Genomic DNA, 15,947 nt, shown 5'->3' with positions numbered 1-15,947 from the left:
TTTCCTCCCACCACTGCCAAGCGCGCCGGCTTCTTCGGCCGCCTGTTCGCCCCCCGCTGCGCCATGCCCGGCGAAGCGTTCGGCGCGCCGGGGCAGGGCAATTCCAGCCGCATCGCCACCGTCACCGTCATCGCCGTGCTCTTGCTGTGGTTTGGCGTGACGGCCAGCGGCATGGTGAAACCCTTGTTTCTGCCTTCGCCGCAAGCCGTGTATGAAAAATTCATCATGGCGGCCACCACCGGTTTCGGCGGCGCCACCCTGTGGGAACACACGGTCGCCAGCCTGGTGCGCGTGTTCGGCGCCTTTGGCCTGGCTTGCCTGTTTGCCATTCCCGTCGGCGTGATGATGGGCGTCAACCGCGTGGCGCGGGGCATCTTCGATCCCTTGATCGAGTTCTACCGTCCATTGCCGCCGCTTGCTTACTTGCCACTGGTCATCATCTGGTTCGGCATCGGCGAATTCTCGAAGGTCTACCTGATCTTCCTGGCCATCTTCGCGCCGATGGCGATCGCGGCCCGCGCCGGCGTCAGCTCTGTTTCACTGGAGCAAATCCATGCGGCTTACTCGATGGGCGCTACCCGTTTCCAGGTGATCGTGCACGTGATTTTGCGCGCGGCGATACCGGAAATCCTCACCGGCATGCGCATCGGCATCGGCGTGGGCTGGACCACCCTGGTGGCGGGCGAAATGGTGGCGGCCACGCGCGGCCTCGGCTACATGGTGCTCAGCGCTTCCGAGTTCCTGGCCAGCGACGTGGTGATCATGGGCATTATCGTGATCGGCTTCTTCGCTTTCCTGTTTGATTTGATGATGCGTTACCTCGAACGTACCCTCGTGCCATGGAAGGGCAAGGTGTAAGACGTTCCCGGGAGTGGCGCGCACGCCACAAGTGTTGCCGCCGCTCCCTTTTTTTAATCCGCAATAAGCCGTACTTACCCTCCAGCGCGCTTGCCCCTCGGGCGCCGCGCCGGGCCGCTGCATTTCCAGATTGACTTATGGAATGCGGCCAACCAGACTGATTCACACGATGTATCGATGCTGCTTGACGGTGTTGCCTAAATAAAACAAAGCCGCGCGGCAAGAACAAGCCGCAGCAGGCAGGGCGCACCGAGCTTCAGAGATTTTCAGGAGACAAAACATGATTAGCGAATCGCATAACAGTACCGGCTTGCAGCACTCGCTCAAGCAACGCCACATGAGCATGATCGCCATCGGCGGCGTGATCGGCGCCGGCCTCTTTGTCGGCAGCGGCGTCATCGCCAAGGCCGCCGGCCCGGCCGCCATCCTTTCCTTCCTGCTCACGGGCGGCCTCGTCGTCCTGATCATGCGCATGCTGGGCGAGCTGGCCTCGTCCCTGCCCGTGGTCGGCTCCTTTTACGAATATGCGCGCCTGGCCTTCGACGACAAGCCGAAGGTGTCGAAATTCCTCGGCTTCATGAGCGGCTGGATGTACTGGTATTTCTGGGTCGTCGTCGTGGCCCTGGAAGCCATTGCCGGTGCGAAATTGGTCAACTTCTGGCTGCCCGACGTGCCGTCGTGGTCGATCAGCCTGGTGCTGCTCGTGTCGATGACCATCCTGAACCTGTTCTCCGTGAAGGCGTTTGGCGAATTCGAGTTCTGGTTCGCCTCGATCAAGGTGGTCGCCATCATCGTCTTCCTGTTCGTCGGCGCCTTGTTCATCACGGGAAGCTTGCCTAACAGCATCCCGACCCTGGGCTTTTTGACCAGCAACGGCGGCTTCATGCCGCATGGCTGGGGCCCCGTGCTCAGCGGCGCCGTCGCCGCGACGGCCTTTTATTCGGGCGCCGAAATCGTCACCATCGCCGCCGCCGAAACGTCGGACCCGGCCAAGGCCATCGCCCGCGCCACCAATTCCGTCATCACGCGCGTGCTGATGTTCTATGTGGGCTCCATGTTTGTCGTCGTCTGCATCGTGCCCTGGGATTCGCCGGCCATCGCCACGCCTTTCGTCAGCGCCCTGACCGTCATGAACATCCCGTACGCGGCCCACATCATGAACGCCATCATCCTGACGGCCGTGCTGTCGGCCTTGAATTCCAGCCTGTACGCTTCGTCGCGCATGATCTTTGCGCTGACGCGCCGCGGCGATGCGCCCACGGGCCTCGTGAAACTGAGCAAGAACGGCGTGCCGATCCGCGCCATCCTGTTTAGCACCTTGTTCGCCTACTTTGCCATTGCCGTCTCGTATGTGTCGGCCGACCTCGTGTTCCCCTTCATCGTCAACTCTTACGGCATCCTGATCCTGTTTGTGTACCTGCTCATTGCGATATCTCAATTGCGTTTGCGTCGCCGCCTGGAACGCGAATGCCCGGAACGCATCAAGGTGCGCATGTGGCTGTTTCCTTACCTGACGTATTTCACCATCATCGCCATGCTGGTGATCCTGGGCGCCATGAGCGTGTCGTCCGATACGGAGCAGCGCGTGTCGTTCTGGTTCGGCCTGTTGAGCGTGGTCATCCTGAGCGTCATGTACTACATCAAGAAACTGGTCAACGACGACCGCAACGGCGGTGAGGCGGCCGACACCAAAGTGGAGCTCAAACATGTCTGACACGACCTTGTTGCCCGCAGGCCGGCGCCGCTTCCTGCGCACGACGGCCGCCCTGGGCGCCGCCGCAGTGGCGGGGCCTGGGTCAGCCTTGGCCGCTTCCGTCACCTTGCCGTTTGAAAACGGTGAACGCGAACTGGTGACTTTCCCGCAAAAGCGTCCGCTGATTCTGCTGACCAGCCGTCCGCCGCAGCTGGAAACGCCGTTCGGCGTGTTCAATGAAGGCGCGATCACGCCCAATGATGCGTTTTTCGTGCGTTATCACTGGAGCGGCTTGCCCACCAGCATAGACGGCGACAGCTACCGGCTGCGCATCGCCGGCCTCGTCAAGACGCCCTTGGAACTGTCGCTGGCGGAACTGAAGCAGCTGGCCGAGCCCGTTGACGTGGTGGCCGTGACGCAATGTTCAGGCAACAGCCGCGGTTTTTTTGCCCCCCGTGCGAATGGCGGGCAGCTGGGTAATGGCGCCATGGGCAATGCCCGCTGGACGGGCATCCCCCTGAAAATCGTGCTGGAAAAGGCCGGCATCGCGGCCAATGCCGTGCAAGTGGCCTTCAATGGCCTGGAAACGCCGCCCGTGGGCGACGGTCCCGACTTTCAAAAGGCCCTGTCCGTCGAGCACATCATGGCCGGCGACGTCATGCTGGCCTGGGCCATGAATGGCGAGGACATTCCTTTCCTGAACGGCTACCCGCTGCGCCTGATCGTGCCCGGCTATTACGGCACTTACTGGGTCAAGCACTTGAGCGACATCACGGTGCTGGACAAGCCCTTCGATGGCTTCTGGATGAGCACGGGCTACCGCATTCCCGACAATGGTTCCGGCTTCATCGAACCGGGCGCGCCCGTGGGCAAGACGACGCCGATCAGCCGCCTCAACGTGCGCTCCTTCATTACCAGCGTGCAAGATGGCGCGCAAGTGAAGGCGGGGCGTGACCTGGCCCTGCGCGGCATCGCGTTTGATGGCGGCCAGGGCATCAGCGAGGTGACCGTCTCGGTGGATTGCGGCCAGAGCTGGCAGGAAGCCAGGCTGGGCAAGGACCTGGGGCGCTTTTCGTTCCGCGAATGGACGATGCTCATGAAGGCGCCGCGCAAGGGCAAGCATGTGCTGATGGTGCGCGCCGTCAACCGCATCGGCCAGAGCCAGCCCATGAAAGCCCTGTGGAATCCCATGGGTTATATGCGCAACGTGGTGGAAACCACGCGCATCCAGGCAGTCTGAGGAGAACCATATGAAGATATTACTTGCCGCGCTGGCACTGTCGGCGGCGGGCGGCGCGTGCGCGCTGGACATCCACTTGCCGCCGGAAACGGCGACCTACAAACCCAGCGAATTGCCTGGCTACCAGCTGGTGCAGCGCAATTGCATGACGTGCCACGCGGCCCAGTACGCATCGACCCAGCCGCCCGCCTCGCCGCGCGCTTACTGGGAAGCGACTGTCAAGAAGATGAAAAAGCCGTTCGGCGCCCAGTTTGACGATGCGGACGTGCCGGCCATGGTCGATTACCTGGTGAAAACCTATGGCGCGGAGCGGGGCGCCGCCGTGCCTGCCGCTGCCGTCGCCAAGCCCGTGGCAGCCGCCGTCCCGGCTACCGGCGGCAAGGATGTCAAAAGCTTGCTGGCGGCGAACGGCTGCATGGCTTGCCACGCCCTCGACCAGAAAGTGGTCGGCCCCGGCTTTGCGGAAGTGGCGGCCAGGTACAAGGGCAAGGACGGCATCGCCGCCGTGGCGGCCAACATCCGCAGTGGCGGCGCCGGCAAATGGGGCCCCGTGCCCATGCCGCCATTCAGCCAGCTCAGCGAAGCCGATGCGGCGACCCTGGCGAAATACGTGCTGAACAGATAAGTTCGTCCCGGACGCGCGGCGACCCTTAATACCACTTGCCGCCACCCGTCCTGCGCGGTATTGCCTGCTGCCATCATGCAGCGGGCTTTTTTTTACGTCCCCTATTCGCCGCTACCTCGCTTGCCAACGCGGCGGTTGCATGCACTGGTATTGTAAAAAACACCGTTATATAAAACCACTTGACTACCAATTTAGGGCGTCGCATTCTCTGTGCAGAAAGCCGACGCTTCGCTGTGCTTTCTTTACGTACAACATAAAAGCTACTTCGATAGTTTTCGTATAACGTTCAGGAGACATTGTGAAGACACGGCAAATTAGCCGGCTGGCCTCGCCTTTGATGGCTGGCCTGCTGGGCAGCGCGCTGCTCGCTTGCGGCGGCAATTCCACCACCGAACCCCCATCGACCCTGCTGGCCGCCACGGCCGCCAGCGACAGTTGCGCGGCCTGGAGCGCCGCTGCCGTCTACACGGCGGGCCAGTGCGCTGTCTACGACGGCAAGGTGTACCGGGCCAAATGGTGGGTGCAGGGCACGGCGCCGAACAACGACCAGTGGGGACCGTGGAGCCTCGATAGCACCACGCCGACCCCGACACCGACACCGACACCGACACCGACACCGACACCGACACCGACGCCCACACCGACTCCCACTCCCACGCCGACACCCACGCCTACGCCCGGCATTCCCACCAAGGCCCAGGCCGAGGCGAACGAGGCGGCGCTGACGAATAACGATTTCTTCCGCAAGGTCAAGGCCTCGATCCGTACCCTGGGCAATACGGCCGTCGAAGCCGTGCAGCCGGGCCTGACCAGCAATCCCCTCAACGTCAAGCGCGTCGAGCGCCTGCTGCCGGCGGCGAAGTGGGATTACTATTTTGCCGCGCGCGACGCCAGTTATACGTATCAGCGCTTCCTGCAAGCGGTGGCCAAGTTCCCCGCCGTGTGCGACGACTACAGCGACGGGCGCAATGCGGACGCCATCTGCCGCCACAGCCTGGCGACCATGTTCGCCCACTTCGGGCAGGAAACGGGCGACCACAACGCCAGCAGCCCGCTGCCGCAATGGCGCCAGGGCTTGAAGTATTTGCGCGAACTGGGCTGTGACGAGACGGGCGCCGGCTGCGGCTACAACATCGAGTGCGCCGACCCTGTCTTCAACAAGGTGTGGACCTGCGGCAAGAATGCCGACGGCAGCTTCAAGAAGTATTTCGGCCGTGGCGCCAAGCAGCTGTCGTACAACTACAACTATGGGCCGTTTTCGCAAGCCATGCATGACGGCGATCAATCCGTGCTGCTGAAAAATCCGGACCTGGTGGCCTCGACGTGGCTGAACCTGGCGTCGGCCACCTTCTTCTTCGTTTATCCGCAACCGCCGAAACCGTCGATGCTGCATGTGCTCGATGGCACGTGGGTGCCGAACGCGGCCGATACGACGGCTGGCGCGGGCAATAACTTCGCCACCACCATCATGATCATCAACGCCGAATGCGGGCAGGGCACGGAAAAGCAGGCCGCGCAAAACCGCATCGATTACTACAAGCAATTTGCCGCCGACATGGGCTGGGATTATTCCGGCGAACAATTGTCATGCGCCAACATGCAACGCTTCACCCCGGCCAGTTCCGCCTCCTACAACATCTATTGGGAAAAGAACTGGAGCGCGGGTGGCGAGAACCAATGCCAGCTGGTCAGTTACCAAACCCCGTACAGCGCCTTGCTGGCCGGAAACTACGTGAAATGCGTGGAAGCCAACTGGAATGTGAAGTTGCAGTAGCAGTAAATGCAGGAATAGCCGGCCAGGGATAACAGTTGACAAGAGCCCCTTCAGGGGCCTGCAACAGCTCACAACGTACAACCTGTACAACCATAACGGAGACCAATACAACATGAAATCGAATGCATTATTGATGGCCCTGCTCAGCGGCGTGCTCGTCGCTTGCGGCGGCGGCCAGGAAGGCACGACCGCCACGCCCAACACCTTGCTGGCCGCCGCGGAAGCGTGCGCCGTCTGGGATGCCGCCACCGTCTACACGGGCGGCCAGTGCGTGCTGTACCAGGGCGTCACCTACAAGGCCAAGTGGTGGACGCAGGGCAATGTCCCCAGCGCCACCGACCAGTGGGGCCCATGGGCCGTGACGGATACCCCGACGCCAACCCCGACACCGACGCCAACGCCAACGCCAACGCCAACGCCGACCCCAACGCCAACGCCAACGCCGACCCCAACGCCCACGGCTTGCCGTCCGGACGGCTTGATTTCGGCCGTGCCGAATGTGCCGTATTGCAAGGTGTACGACGCGAATGGCCGCGAAGTGCTGGGCAATGGCTTGAACCGGCGCATCGTCGGCTATTTCGCCAGCTGGCGCACGGGCGCCGATGGCAGCCCGACTTACCTGGTGAACAATTTGCCGTGGGACAAGATTACCCACTTGAACTATGCGTTTGCCTCCGTCGATCCGGCCACGTCAAAAATCGCCATCGGCAGCGGCGCGGCCAATCCCGATACGGGCCTCACGTGGCCGAACGTGCCTGCCGCCGCCATGGACCCGTCGCTGCCGTACAAGGGTCACTTCAACTTGCTGTCGCAATACAAGAAGAAGTATCCGGGCGTGAAACTGATGATTTCCGTGGGCGGCTGGGCCGGCAGCGGCGGCTTCTACACGGCCACGACGAACGCGGACGGCAGCATCAACACGGCCGGCATCAACACCCTGGCCGATTCCATGGTGGCCTTCGTGCGCCAGTACAACTTCTTCGATGGCGTCGATGTCGATTACGAACATCCGACCACCAACAATGAAGCGGGCAATCCGAACGACTTCGCCGTCTCGAAGCCGCGCCTGGCCGGCCTGATGACGAGCTACAACGTGCTGCTGAAGGTGCTGCGCCAGAAGCTCGACGAAGCGGCCGTGCAGGACAATAAATATTACCTGCTGACCATCGCCGGCTCCGCCTCGGGCTGGGTCTTGCGGGGGGAGGAAAACATGTCGGGATTGAAATATCTCGATTACGCCAGCCTGATGTCGTATGACTTGCACGGCGCGTGGAACCAATATGTGGGACCGAACGCGGCGCTGTTTGACGACGGCAACGACGGTGAGTTGCGCGCCGGTAACGCCTACCAGTTCCAGAACATCGGCTATTTGAATACGGACTGGGCCTACCGCTATTACCGTGGCGCCATGCAGGCGGGGCGCATCAATATCGGCGTGCCGTTCTACACGCGGGGCTGGAAGGATGTGACGGGTGGCACGAATGGCTTGTGGGGCACGACGCCGTTGATCAGTTCCACGGTCACCTGTGCCGGCACCAAGACGTGCGGCACGGGCGCCACCGGCATCGACAACGTGTGGTACGACCTGGATTCGCAGGGCAAACCGACGCCAGGCGGCGGCAACCCCATCTGGCACGCGCTGAACTTGCAGAACGGCATCGTGCCGAGCTACCTGGATGCCTATAAAGTCACGGACAAGGCGCTGGTGGGCACGTATGTGCCGTACTACAGCAGCACCATGGTGGCGCCGTGGCTGTGGAATGCGACCAAGAAAGTATTCATTTCCACGGAAACCACGCAATCGATCGCGGCCAAGGCCCAGTACATCGTCAACAACAATATCGGTGGCGTGATGATCTGGGAAATGGCGGGCGACTATGCCTGGGATGCCACGCGCAACGGTGGCAAGGGCGAGTATTTCATGGGTACCACCCTGACGGACGTGCTGTACCAGGCCTTCCGCACGGCCGGCGCGTATGGCAACAAACGCGCTGAAATCGCCATGCCGGGCACGGCGGCCAATGTCAGCATCACCCTGGGCGGCTGGAAGCTGGGCGACAACAACTTCCCCATCAATCCGGTGATGACGGTGAAGAACAACACGGCGTCGACCTTGCCGGGCGGCACCGTGGTGGAGTTCGATTATCCCGTCTCGGCGCCGTCGGACATGAGCGACCAGTCCGGCTTCGGCTTGACGGTGATCAATGCCGGCTACACGGGGCCGAACAATATCGGCGGCTTCACGAAGAACTACAACCGGGCCCGCTTTGCGATTCCCGCCTGGCAATCGCTGGCGCCGGGCGGCTCCGTGGCGCTGACCTTGAATTACCGCTTGCCGATCTCGGGACCGGCCAACTACACGGTCACCGTGGGCGGCACCAAGTATGCGCTGACGCAAGAGTATCCGGAATTGCCGGTGGCGCTGCCGTAAGTTGAATCCGGTAGTGTAAACAGAGAAGGGCGGAACCGCGGTTCCGCCCTTTTTAGTTTCTGGCGTTAGCTAAGCTGGCTTAGAACCACGTTTCCACCTGGAAGCCGTACGAGGTGCCGCTGGTATTGTTGTTGTAGATCGGGCCGCCGTTGTTCGACGCATTGACCGAGGCGGTGGCCGCATCGTTCCATTTGCCGTAGGTCACGAAAGCGCGCAGCTCTGGACGCGACCACAGGCCAGGACCGGCCGAGATCGTCGGCGCGATGGTCAGCTTGCTCAGGCGCTTGGCCGGCAGGCCGCCCGCTTGCGTCACGCGGTCCGTGCCCAGTTCGCCCACCAGCTTGAAGTTGTCGGTGAATGCGTACACGGGGCGCACGCCAACCGAGGTCCAGGTCGAGGAACCCTTGGCGTTCGACTCGTCTTTTTGCCACAGGGCGACGAATTCCATGCCGAAGTTGGCCATCGGCTGGATCGCCATGTCATTGAAGATACGCGTGCGTTTCACGTCCGAACCGAAATTGGTGTCGCCCGAAGCGCCGAACTGCGCGCCCTTGCCCGTGCCGGGACCGACGCCGTACTGCACGCCGAAGGTATTGCCGCCGCCAAACACTTTACCTTGACGGTGGAAGGCCGACAGCTGCCAGCCATTATTGCGCTTGCCAGTGATGACGTCATCCTTGCCTTCGCCGATGATGTAGGTCGCGGCCAGGTCCAGCGTGCCGTTTTCATTGACGGGAATCTCGCCGTAGATGAAGTTCTGGCGCACGGCCGATTTGGTGTTGACGCCGCCGTTCGGCAACGCGACCTTGACGTCGTTGTCCTTGAAGAAGGCATACGAGAATTTACCCGGGCCAGCAGGAATGCGGTCCAGGCCGGCGCCCGTGCCGTTCATGTTGATGTATTGCAAGTCCAGCATGTGGATGTCAGGACGGTAGTAGAAGCGTTTACCGATCCAGGCCGTGCCGCCGTTCAGGAAATCGAGTCCCTGCGCTTCGACGTAGGCCTTGACGATGCCCAGCTTGTTGTCGCCGAAATCCGAGTTTGGCGCGTAGGCGTTGACCCAGATGGTGGCCAGGTAGTTCACGCCGCCGGACTTGGCGACGGACTTGGTGTAGCCGAATTCCGTGTAGGCGTCGCACTCATTGCCCAGACGGTATTTCATGGTATTGCCACCCAGGCCGAAGCAGCCTTGCGAACCCCCGTCGCCCGACGTATTGCTGCCGGCGCCGGCGCGCAGGTAGCCGTGGAAGCCTTCGGAATCGGATGGGTACATCGGGTCGGCCATGGCGGAAGCGCTGGCGATGGCGAGGAGCAGGGCAGGCAAGGTTTTCAAGGCAGTGCGGTTCATGCGGTCTCCAGAAAAATGTAGGTGGTAGCGGTGGCGCCCCGGAAGGCTGTCACCGCACACGGTCTAATGCCGAAAACCAAGTCTAGCAGCGCTTTTTTAACCACCCTGATACAAAACGAACAAGTGACGATACTTTCTTTCAAAGTGTTGTTTTTATCCAATGTCGATACTCTTGCGCATAGTGGGCTTGCAAAGGAGTATCGAATTGCGGTTTTGGAGTATCAGAAAGTATCAAAGTCTGGTGCTACATTGTGGTCGTGGTGCTAAGTACCTGAGCATTGCCAACGACAAAAAACACTGGAGACACACAATGAAACGTTCCGCCATTGCCGCGCTGTGCGCCGGCTTCCTCAGTTCGTCCGCCTTCGCCGCAACCGACCTCGTCATCGCCACCGTCAACAATGGCCACATGATCGAAATGCAAAAGCTCAGCAAGTTCTTCGAGCAAGCCAATCCCGACATCAAGCTCAAATGGGTGACCCTGGAAGAGGGCGTCTTGCGCCAGCGCATGACCACCGATATTGCCACCAAGGGCGGCCAGTTCGACGTGATGACCATCGGCCTGTATGAAACGCCCATCTGGGGCAAGAAAAACTGGTTGATCCCCATCAAGCCGGACGCCAAATACGATATCGACGACTTGCTGCCCGCCATACGCGAAGGCCTCTCCGGCGACGGCAAGCTGTACGCGTCGCCGTTCTATGGCGAAAGCTCGATGATCATGTACCGCAGCGACCTGGTGAAAAAAGCCGGCGTGACGATCGAGGACCGTCCTTCCTGGAACCAGTTGCGCGACGTGGCGGCCAAGCTGCACGATCCGGCCAACGGCGTGTACGGCATCTGCCTGCGCGGCAAGCCGGGTTGGGGCGACAACATGGCGCTGATCACCACCATGGCCAATTCCTATGGCGGCCAGTTGTTCGATATGCAATGGAAGCCGCAATTTACCAGCAAGCCGTGGAAAGACGCGGTCAATATGTATGTCGACCTGATGAAGAAATACGGCCCGCCGGGCGCGGCCGCCAACAGCTTCAATGAAAACCTGGCGCTGTTTAACCAGGGCAAGTGCGGCATCTGGATCGACGCGACCATCGCCGCTTCCTTCATCACAGACCCCAAGCAAAGCAAGGTGGCCGACAAGGTGGCGTTCGCCCAGTCGCCCGTGGGCGTGACGGAGCGGGGCGCCAACTGGCTGTGGATCTGGTCGCTGGCCATCCCGTCGAGCTCGAAGCACCCGAATGAGGCGCAGCGCTTCATCAACTGGGCCACCTCGCCCGACTACGTGAAACTGGTTGCCAAGGAAACGAGCTGGGCCAACGTGCCGACGGGTACGCGCAAGTCGACGTATGCGAGCCCCGAGTTCCAGAAAGTGGCGAAATTTGCCGCCGCCGAAGGCAAGGCCCTGGCCACCACGCGCGCCGTGCAAAGCACCTTGCCGCCATCGCCATATGTGGGCGTGCAATTCGCGTCGATCCCCGAATTCCAGGTGATCGGCGTGGCGGCCGGCCAGCAGATGGCGGCGGCGTTGCTGGGCAAGGTGACGGTGGACCAGGCCCTGGAATTGTCGCAGCAGACGGCTGAACGCGAGATGCGCAAAGGAGGGTACTACAAGTAAGCCTGCTGCATAGTTTGCTTGCTCCAATAGCGTAAAGCCGGGGTCAGACCCGACGGGTCTGACCCCAGATTTTTGCCGGCGATTGTTCCTTCTTGCCCCAAGAGAAATCCTATGAAACGCATTATCCCCCGGACTTTGCTGACGCCGGCCGTGGTCGCCGTCTCCGTCATTTCCGTGATCCCGCTGCTGATCACCCTGTATTACGCGTTCGTGCGTTATTCGATGCTCGATCCCAGCGGCCATCCTTTCCATGGCCTGGCCAATTTCCACTTTTTCTTTACGGATGCCTCGTTCCTGCCGGCCTTGCAGAACACGTTTACCCTGCTGTTTTCCGTCATGCTGATCACGGTGGTGCTGGGCACGGCGCTGGGCTTGCTGATCAATGAAGCGTTTCCGGGGCGCGCCGTCGTGCGCGTGCTCTTGATTTCGCCGTTTCTCGTCATGCCGGCCGTGAATGCCCTGATGTGGAAGAACATGCTGCTCAACCCGATCTACGGCCTGTTCGCGCAGATCAGCCTGTTCTTTGGCGCCACGCCCGTCGACTGGCTGTCGGCCCACCCCCTGTTTTCCATCATCATGATGGTTTCGTGGCAATGGCTGCCGTTTGCCTGCCTGATCTTCATGACGGCGCTGCAATCGATGGACCGGGAACAGCTGGAAGCGGCGCGCATGGATGGCGCCACGTATCTGCAGCAGTTGCGCTACCTCTACATTCCCCACCTGGGACGCGCCGTCTCGGTGGTGCTGATGATCGAAATGATCTTCTTGCTGTCGATCTTTGCGGAAATTTTTACCACCACGGGCGGCGGTCCCGGCTTCGACACGACCACCATCACTTTCATGATTTACCAGCAGGCACTGCTGTCCTATGACGTGGGAGCGGCCTCGGCCGGCGCCCTGTTCGCCGTGCTCATCGCCAACATCGCCGCCTTCTTCCTGATGCGCGTCATCGGCAAGAATCTGTCGAAATAAGGAGACCTTGATGCATAGCAAACTTAACTTATATGGCCGCACGGCTGCCGCCTGGCTGTTCGCGCTGCTGCTGTTCTTCCCCATCTTCTGGCTGGGCCTGATGGCCTTCAAGACGGAAGGGCAAGCCATTTCCACGCCGCCGCTGCTGTTCTTCACGCCGACACTCGACAGCTTCCGCGAAGTGCTGGCGCGCGACAATTACTTCGGCTATGCGTGGAACTCGCTGTTTACCAGCGTGCTGTCGACGGCCATCGGCCTCCTGATTGCCATTCCGGCCGCGTATTCGATGGCTTTCTTTCCCACGGGCGGCACCATCGGTTTGCTGAAATTCATGCTCAGCTCACGTTACATGCCCGGCGTGGGCGCCTTGATGCCGATCTATATCTGCTACCAGTACTTCGGCCTGCTCGACACGCGCATCGGCCTGACCATCATGTTCATGCTGATGAATTTGCCCATCATGATCTGGCTGCTGTACACGAGCATGAAGGAGTTGCCGCGCGAAATCCTGGAAGCGTCGCGCATGGATGGCGCCACCGTGTGGGACGAATTCCGCCACGTCGTGCTGCCCCTGTCCGTGGGCGGCATCGCTTCCACGGCCCTCGTGTGCATGGTGTGGTCGTGGAATGAATCGTTCTGGTCGCTGAACCTGGGCGCGTCCAACGCGGGCACCCTGGCCTGGCTCATCGCTTCATATTCGAGCCCGGAAGGCTTGTTCTGGGCGAAATTGTCGGCCGCTTCCCTGATGGCCATCGCGCCCATCATGGCGCTGGGCTGGTTCTGCCAGAAGCAGTTGGTCCAGGGTATGACCTTTGGCGCAGTCAAATAAACTACAGAATAGAGACACACATCATGGCTTACCTTCAACTGAGCAATATCGAGAAATTCTTTGGCGAGCACCGCGCCATCAAGGGCATCGACCTGGAGATCCGGCAGGGCGAGTTCGTCGTCTTCGTGGGACCGTCGGGTTGCGGTAAATCAACCCTGCTGCGCCTGATCGCGGGCCTCGAACCGATCGACGGCGGCAAGCTGTCGCTCGATGGGCGTGACATCACGGCGCTGCCATCGTCCAAGCGCGATCTGGCGATGGTGTTCCAGTCGTATGCGCTGTACCCGCACATGACGGTGTTCCAGAACATGTCGTTCGCGCTGAAGCTGGCCGGCGTCGATCCGGCCATCATCCGCGAAAAAGTCGACAAGGCGGCCGCCATCCTCGACCTGGGGAAGTACCTGGAGCGCACGCCCAAAGAATTGTCGGGCGGCCAGCGCCAGCGCGTGGCCATCGGCCGCGCCATCGTGCGCGACCCGAAAGTGTTCTTGTTCGATGAACCGCTGTCGAACCTCGATGCGGCCCTGCGCGTGCAGACGCGCATCGAGATCGCCAAGCTGCACCGCGAGCTGGGCGCCACCACCATCTACGTCACGCACGACCAGGTCGAGGCGATGACCCTGGCCGACCGCGTGGTGGTGCTGCGCGACGGGCAGATCGAGCAGCATGGCTCGCCCCTGGAACTGTACGACCGTCCGGCCAACCGCTTCGTCGCGCAATTCATCGGCACGCCCAGCATGAACGTGGTGCCGGCCGACGCGGCGCCGCAGCTGCTGGCGCAGGCGGGCAGCGCGGCGCAGGCCGACGGCTTTGTCGGCATCCGTCCCGAGCACGTGCACCTGGGGGCGGCGCAGCCGGGCAGCGTGCCCGTCACCGTCGACCTGGTCGAATCGCTGGGCGTGGAAACCCTGACCTATGTGCGCCTGCCGAACAATGTGCAGGTGGTGTCGCGCGGCGCGGAGCGCAGCAGCCTGCAGCCGGGCCAGCAGACGCACCTGACGTTCGAGCCGGGCTTCGTGCATTATTTCGACCGCGCCGGCAAGACCTACGCGGCAGCGAAAGGAGCGCTGTAATGGACGCCATCGCCTTGAACCAGGCAAACCTGGCAACGCTGCCAGGGAACGTGGCCGTGCCCGCGTATGCGTGCGGCGCGCTCGTGCCCAGCATCGTGCATATCGGCGTGGGCGGTTTTTTTCGCGCCCACCAGGCCGTGTACCTCGACGACTTGCTGGCGCTCCAAGGCCAGGAGCATGCGCAGTGGGGCTATTGCGGCGTGGGCTTGCTGGCGCATGACGCGGCCATGCGCGACGCCATGCAGGCGCAGGATGGCTTGTACACGGTGGTCGAGCGCAGCGCGGCCGGCGATAGCGCGCGCATCGTCGGCAGCATCGCCGAATACCTGTATGCGCCCGACGAGCCGCAAGCCGTGCTGGATAAGCTGGCCGACCCTGGCACGCGCATCGTCGCGCTGACCATCACGGAAGGCGGTTATTACGTGAACCAGGGCACGGGCGAGTTTGACGCAGGTCATGCTGACATTGCGTACGAACTGGCGCACCCCGAGGCGCCGCGCTGCTCGTTCGGCTACCTGGCCGCGGCGCTGGCCCTGCGCCACCAGCGTGGCCTGGCACCGTTTACCATCATGTCCTGCGATAACCTGCAAAACAATGGCGACGTGACGCGCAAGATGCTGCTGGCCTTTGTCGCCCTGCGCGACGTGGAGCTGGCGCGCTGGCTGGCCACGCACGGCAGCTTCCCCAACAGCATGGTCGACCGCATCACGCCGGCCACCACGGACGAACACCGGGCGCTCGTGCGCGAGACCTTCGGCATCGTCGACGCCTGGCCCGTCGTGTGCGAGCCGTTCCGCCAGTGGGTCATCGAAGACGAATTCCCGCAGGGCCGGCCGGCCTGGGAACAGGTGGGCGCGCAGATGACGCACGACGTGCTGCCGTATGAAAAGATGAAGCTGCGCTTGCTCAATGCCAGCCACCAGGCCCTGTGCTACATTGGCATGCAGCTCGGTTACACGTTTGCGCATGAAGCGATGGGTGACCCTGGCATCCGCGCGCTCGTGCGGCGCATGATGGATGACGAAGTCACGCCCTTGCTCGGCGAAGTGGAAGGCATAGACCTGGACAGCTACAAAGACACCCTGATCGAGCGCTTCTCGAATCCGGCCGTGCGCGACCAGCTGGCGCGCATCGGCACGGAAGGTTCGGCGCGCATCCCGAAATTCGTGCTGCCGTCCGTGCGCGAAGCGCTGGCCCGGGGCGGCGCCATCACGCTGCTGGCGTTTACCGTGGCGTGCTGGTTCCGCTACCTGGAAGGCCACGACGAGCAGGGACGCGAGATGCCGTTGAACGATCCGTACGCGGTGCGCCTGCGCGCGCTGGCGCTGCAGGGCGGCGCGGACGCCGCGGCGCTGCTGTCCTTGCGCGAGCTGTTCGGCGACCTGAGCGACACACCGGCCTTCACGCAGGCGGTGGGGCAGTCGCTGGCCGGCCTGTATGGGCTGGGCGCGCGCGCGGCGCTGGAACAGATCGTCGCCTGACGGGGGAG

General features: G+C 62.0%; 12 protein-coding genes. 11 read left to right on the top strand and 1 reads right to left on the bottom strand.

Annotated features, from left to right (window positions below; translation table 11 throughout):
* Window positions 1-63 precede the first annotated feature (63 nt).
* From CLU94_RS04695 to CLU94_RS04670, 6 genes are all read left to right on the top strand, one after another.
* Window positions 64-858, top strand: coding sequence for an ABC transporter permease subunit (locus CLU94_RS04695; protein WP_058049276.1), 795 nt, complete (start codon window positions 64-66; stop codon window positions 856-858).
* Between the two features lie 280 nt (window positions 859-1,138).
* Complete coding sequence (locus CLU94_RS04690; RefSeq protein ID WP_099664790.1) at window positions 1,139-2,572, top strand: amino acid permease; 1,434 nt, start codon at window positions 1,139-1,141, stop codon at window positions 2,570-2,572.
* Entirely contained in the window at window positions 2,565-3,791 is a 1,227-nt protein-coding gene (sorA, locus tag CLU94_RS04685; protein ID WP_099664789.1) for a SorA family sulfite dehydrogenase catalytic subunit, read from the top strand. Before CLU94_RS04690 ends, sorA begins: the two co-directional genes overlap by 8 nt.
* Window positions 3,792-3,801: 10 nt before the next feature.
* Window positions 3,802-4,416 (top strand): SorB family sulfite dehydrogenase c-type cytochrome subunit, encoded by a 615-nt coding sequence (gene sorB, locus CLU94_RS04680; protein ID WP_099664788.1) that lies wholly within the window; start codon window positions 3,802-3,804, stop codon window positions 4,414-4,416.
* A gap of 298 nt (window positions 4,417-4,714) precedes the next feature.
* On the top strand, window positions 4,715-6,190 hold the full coding sequence (locus CLU94_RS04675) for a glycoside hydrolase family 19 protein (RefSeq protein WP_257218676.1): 1,476 nt from the start codon (window positions 4,715-4,717) through the stop codon (window positions 6,188-6,190).
* Window positions 6,191-6,302: 112 nt separating this feature from the next.
* The gene (locus CLU94_RS04670; RefSeq protein WP_099664786.1) at window positions 6,303-8,621 is read left to right on the top strand and encodes a chitinase C-terminal domain-containing protein; all 2,319 of its coding nucleotides are present in this window, start codon (window positions 6,303-6,305) and stop codon (window positions 8,619-8,621) included.
* A 79-nt stretch (window positions 8,622-8,700) separates the two neighbouring features.
* Here CLU94_RS04670 and CLU94_RS04665 read toward each other — a convergent pair whose 3' ends face one another.
* Window positions 8,701-9,969, bottom strand: a complete 1,269-nt coding sequence (locus CLU94_RS04665; protein WP_099664785.1) for a maltoporin — start codon at window positions 9,967-9,969, stop codon at window positions 8,701-8,703.
* A 310-nt stretch (window positions 9,970-10,279) separates the two neighbouring features.
* Here CLU94_RS04665 and CLU94_RS04660 point away from each other — a divergent pair, with 310 nt between their 5' ends.
* From CLU94_RS04660 to CLU94_RS04640, 5 genes are all read left to right on the top strand, one after another.
* The gene (locus CLU94_RS04660; RefSeq protein WP_099664784.1) at window positions 10,280-11,584 is read left to right on the top strand and encodes an ABC transporter substrate-binding protein; all 1,305 of its coding nucleotides are present in this window, start codon (window positions 10,280-10,282) and stop codon (window positions 11,582-11,584) included.
* A gap of 111 nt (window positions 11,585-11,695) precedes the next feature.
* Window positions 11,696-12,556 (top strand): carbohydrate ABC transporter permease, encoded by an 861-nt coding sequence (locus CLU94_RS04655; protein WP_099664783.1) that lies wholly within the window; start codon window positions 11,696-11,698, stop codon window positions 12,554-12,556.
* Window positions 12,557-12,566: 10 nt separating this feature from the next.
* Window positions 12,567-13,385 (top strand): carbohydrate ABC transporter permease, encoded by an 819-nt coding sequence (locus tag CLU94_RS04650; RefSeq protein ID WP_034777945.1) that lies wholly within the window; start codon window positions 12,567-12,569, stop codon window positions 13,383-13,385.
* A 23-nt stretch (window positions 13,386-13,408) separates the two neighbouring features.
* Window positions 13,409-14,458, top strand: a complete 1,050-nt coding sequence (locus tag CLU94_RS04645; protein WP_099664782.1) for an ABC transporter ATP-binding protein — start codon at window positions 13,409-13,411, stop codon at window positions 14,456-14,458.
* Entirely contained in the window at window positions 14,458-15,939 is a 1,482-nt protein-coding gene (locus CLU94_RS04640; RefSeq protein WP_099664781.1) for a mannitol dehydrogenase family protein, read from the top strand. The genes CLU94_RS04645 and CLU94_RS04640 overlap by 1 nt, the downstream gene beginning before the upstream one ends.
* Window positions 15,940-15,947: the final 8 nt, after the last annotated feature.

The organism is Janthinobacterium sp. 13 (assembly GCF_002749695.1).
GTDB lineage: Bacteria > Pseudomonadota > Gammaproteobacteria > Burkholderiales > Burkholderiaceae_D > Janthinobacterium > Janthinobacterium kumbetense.
This window is presented reverse-complemented; position numbering and strand designations above follow the sequence as displayed.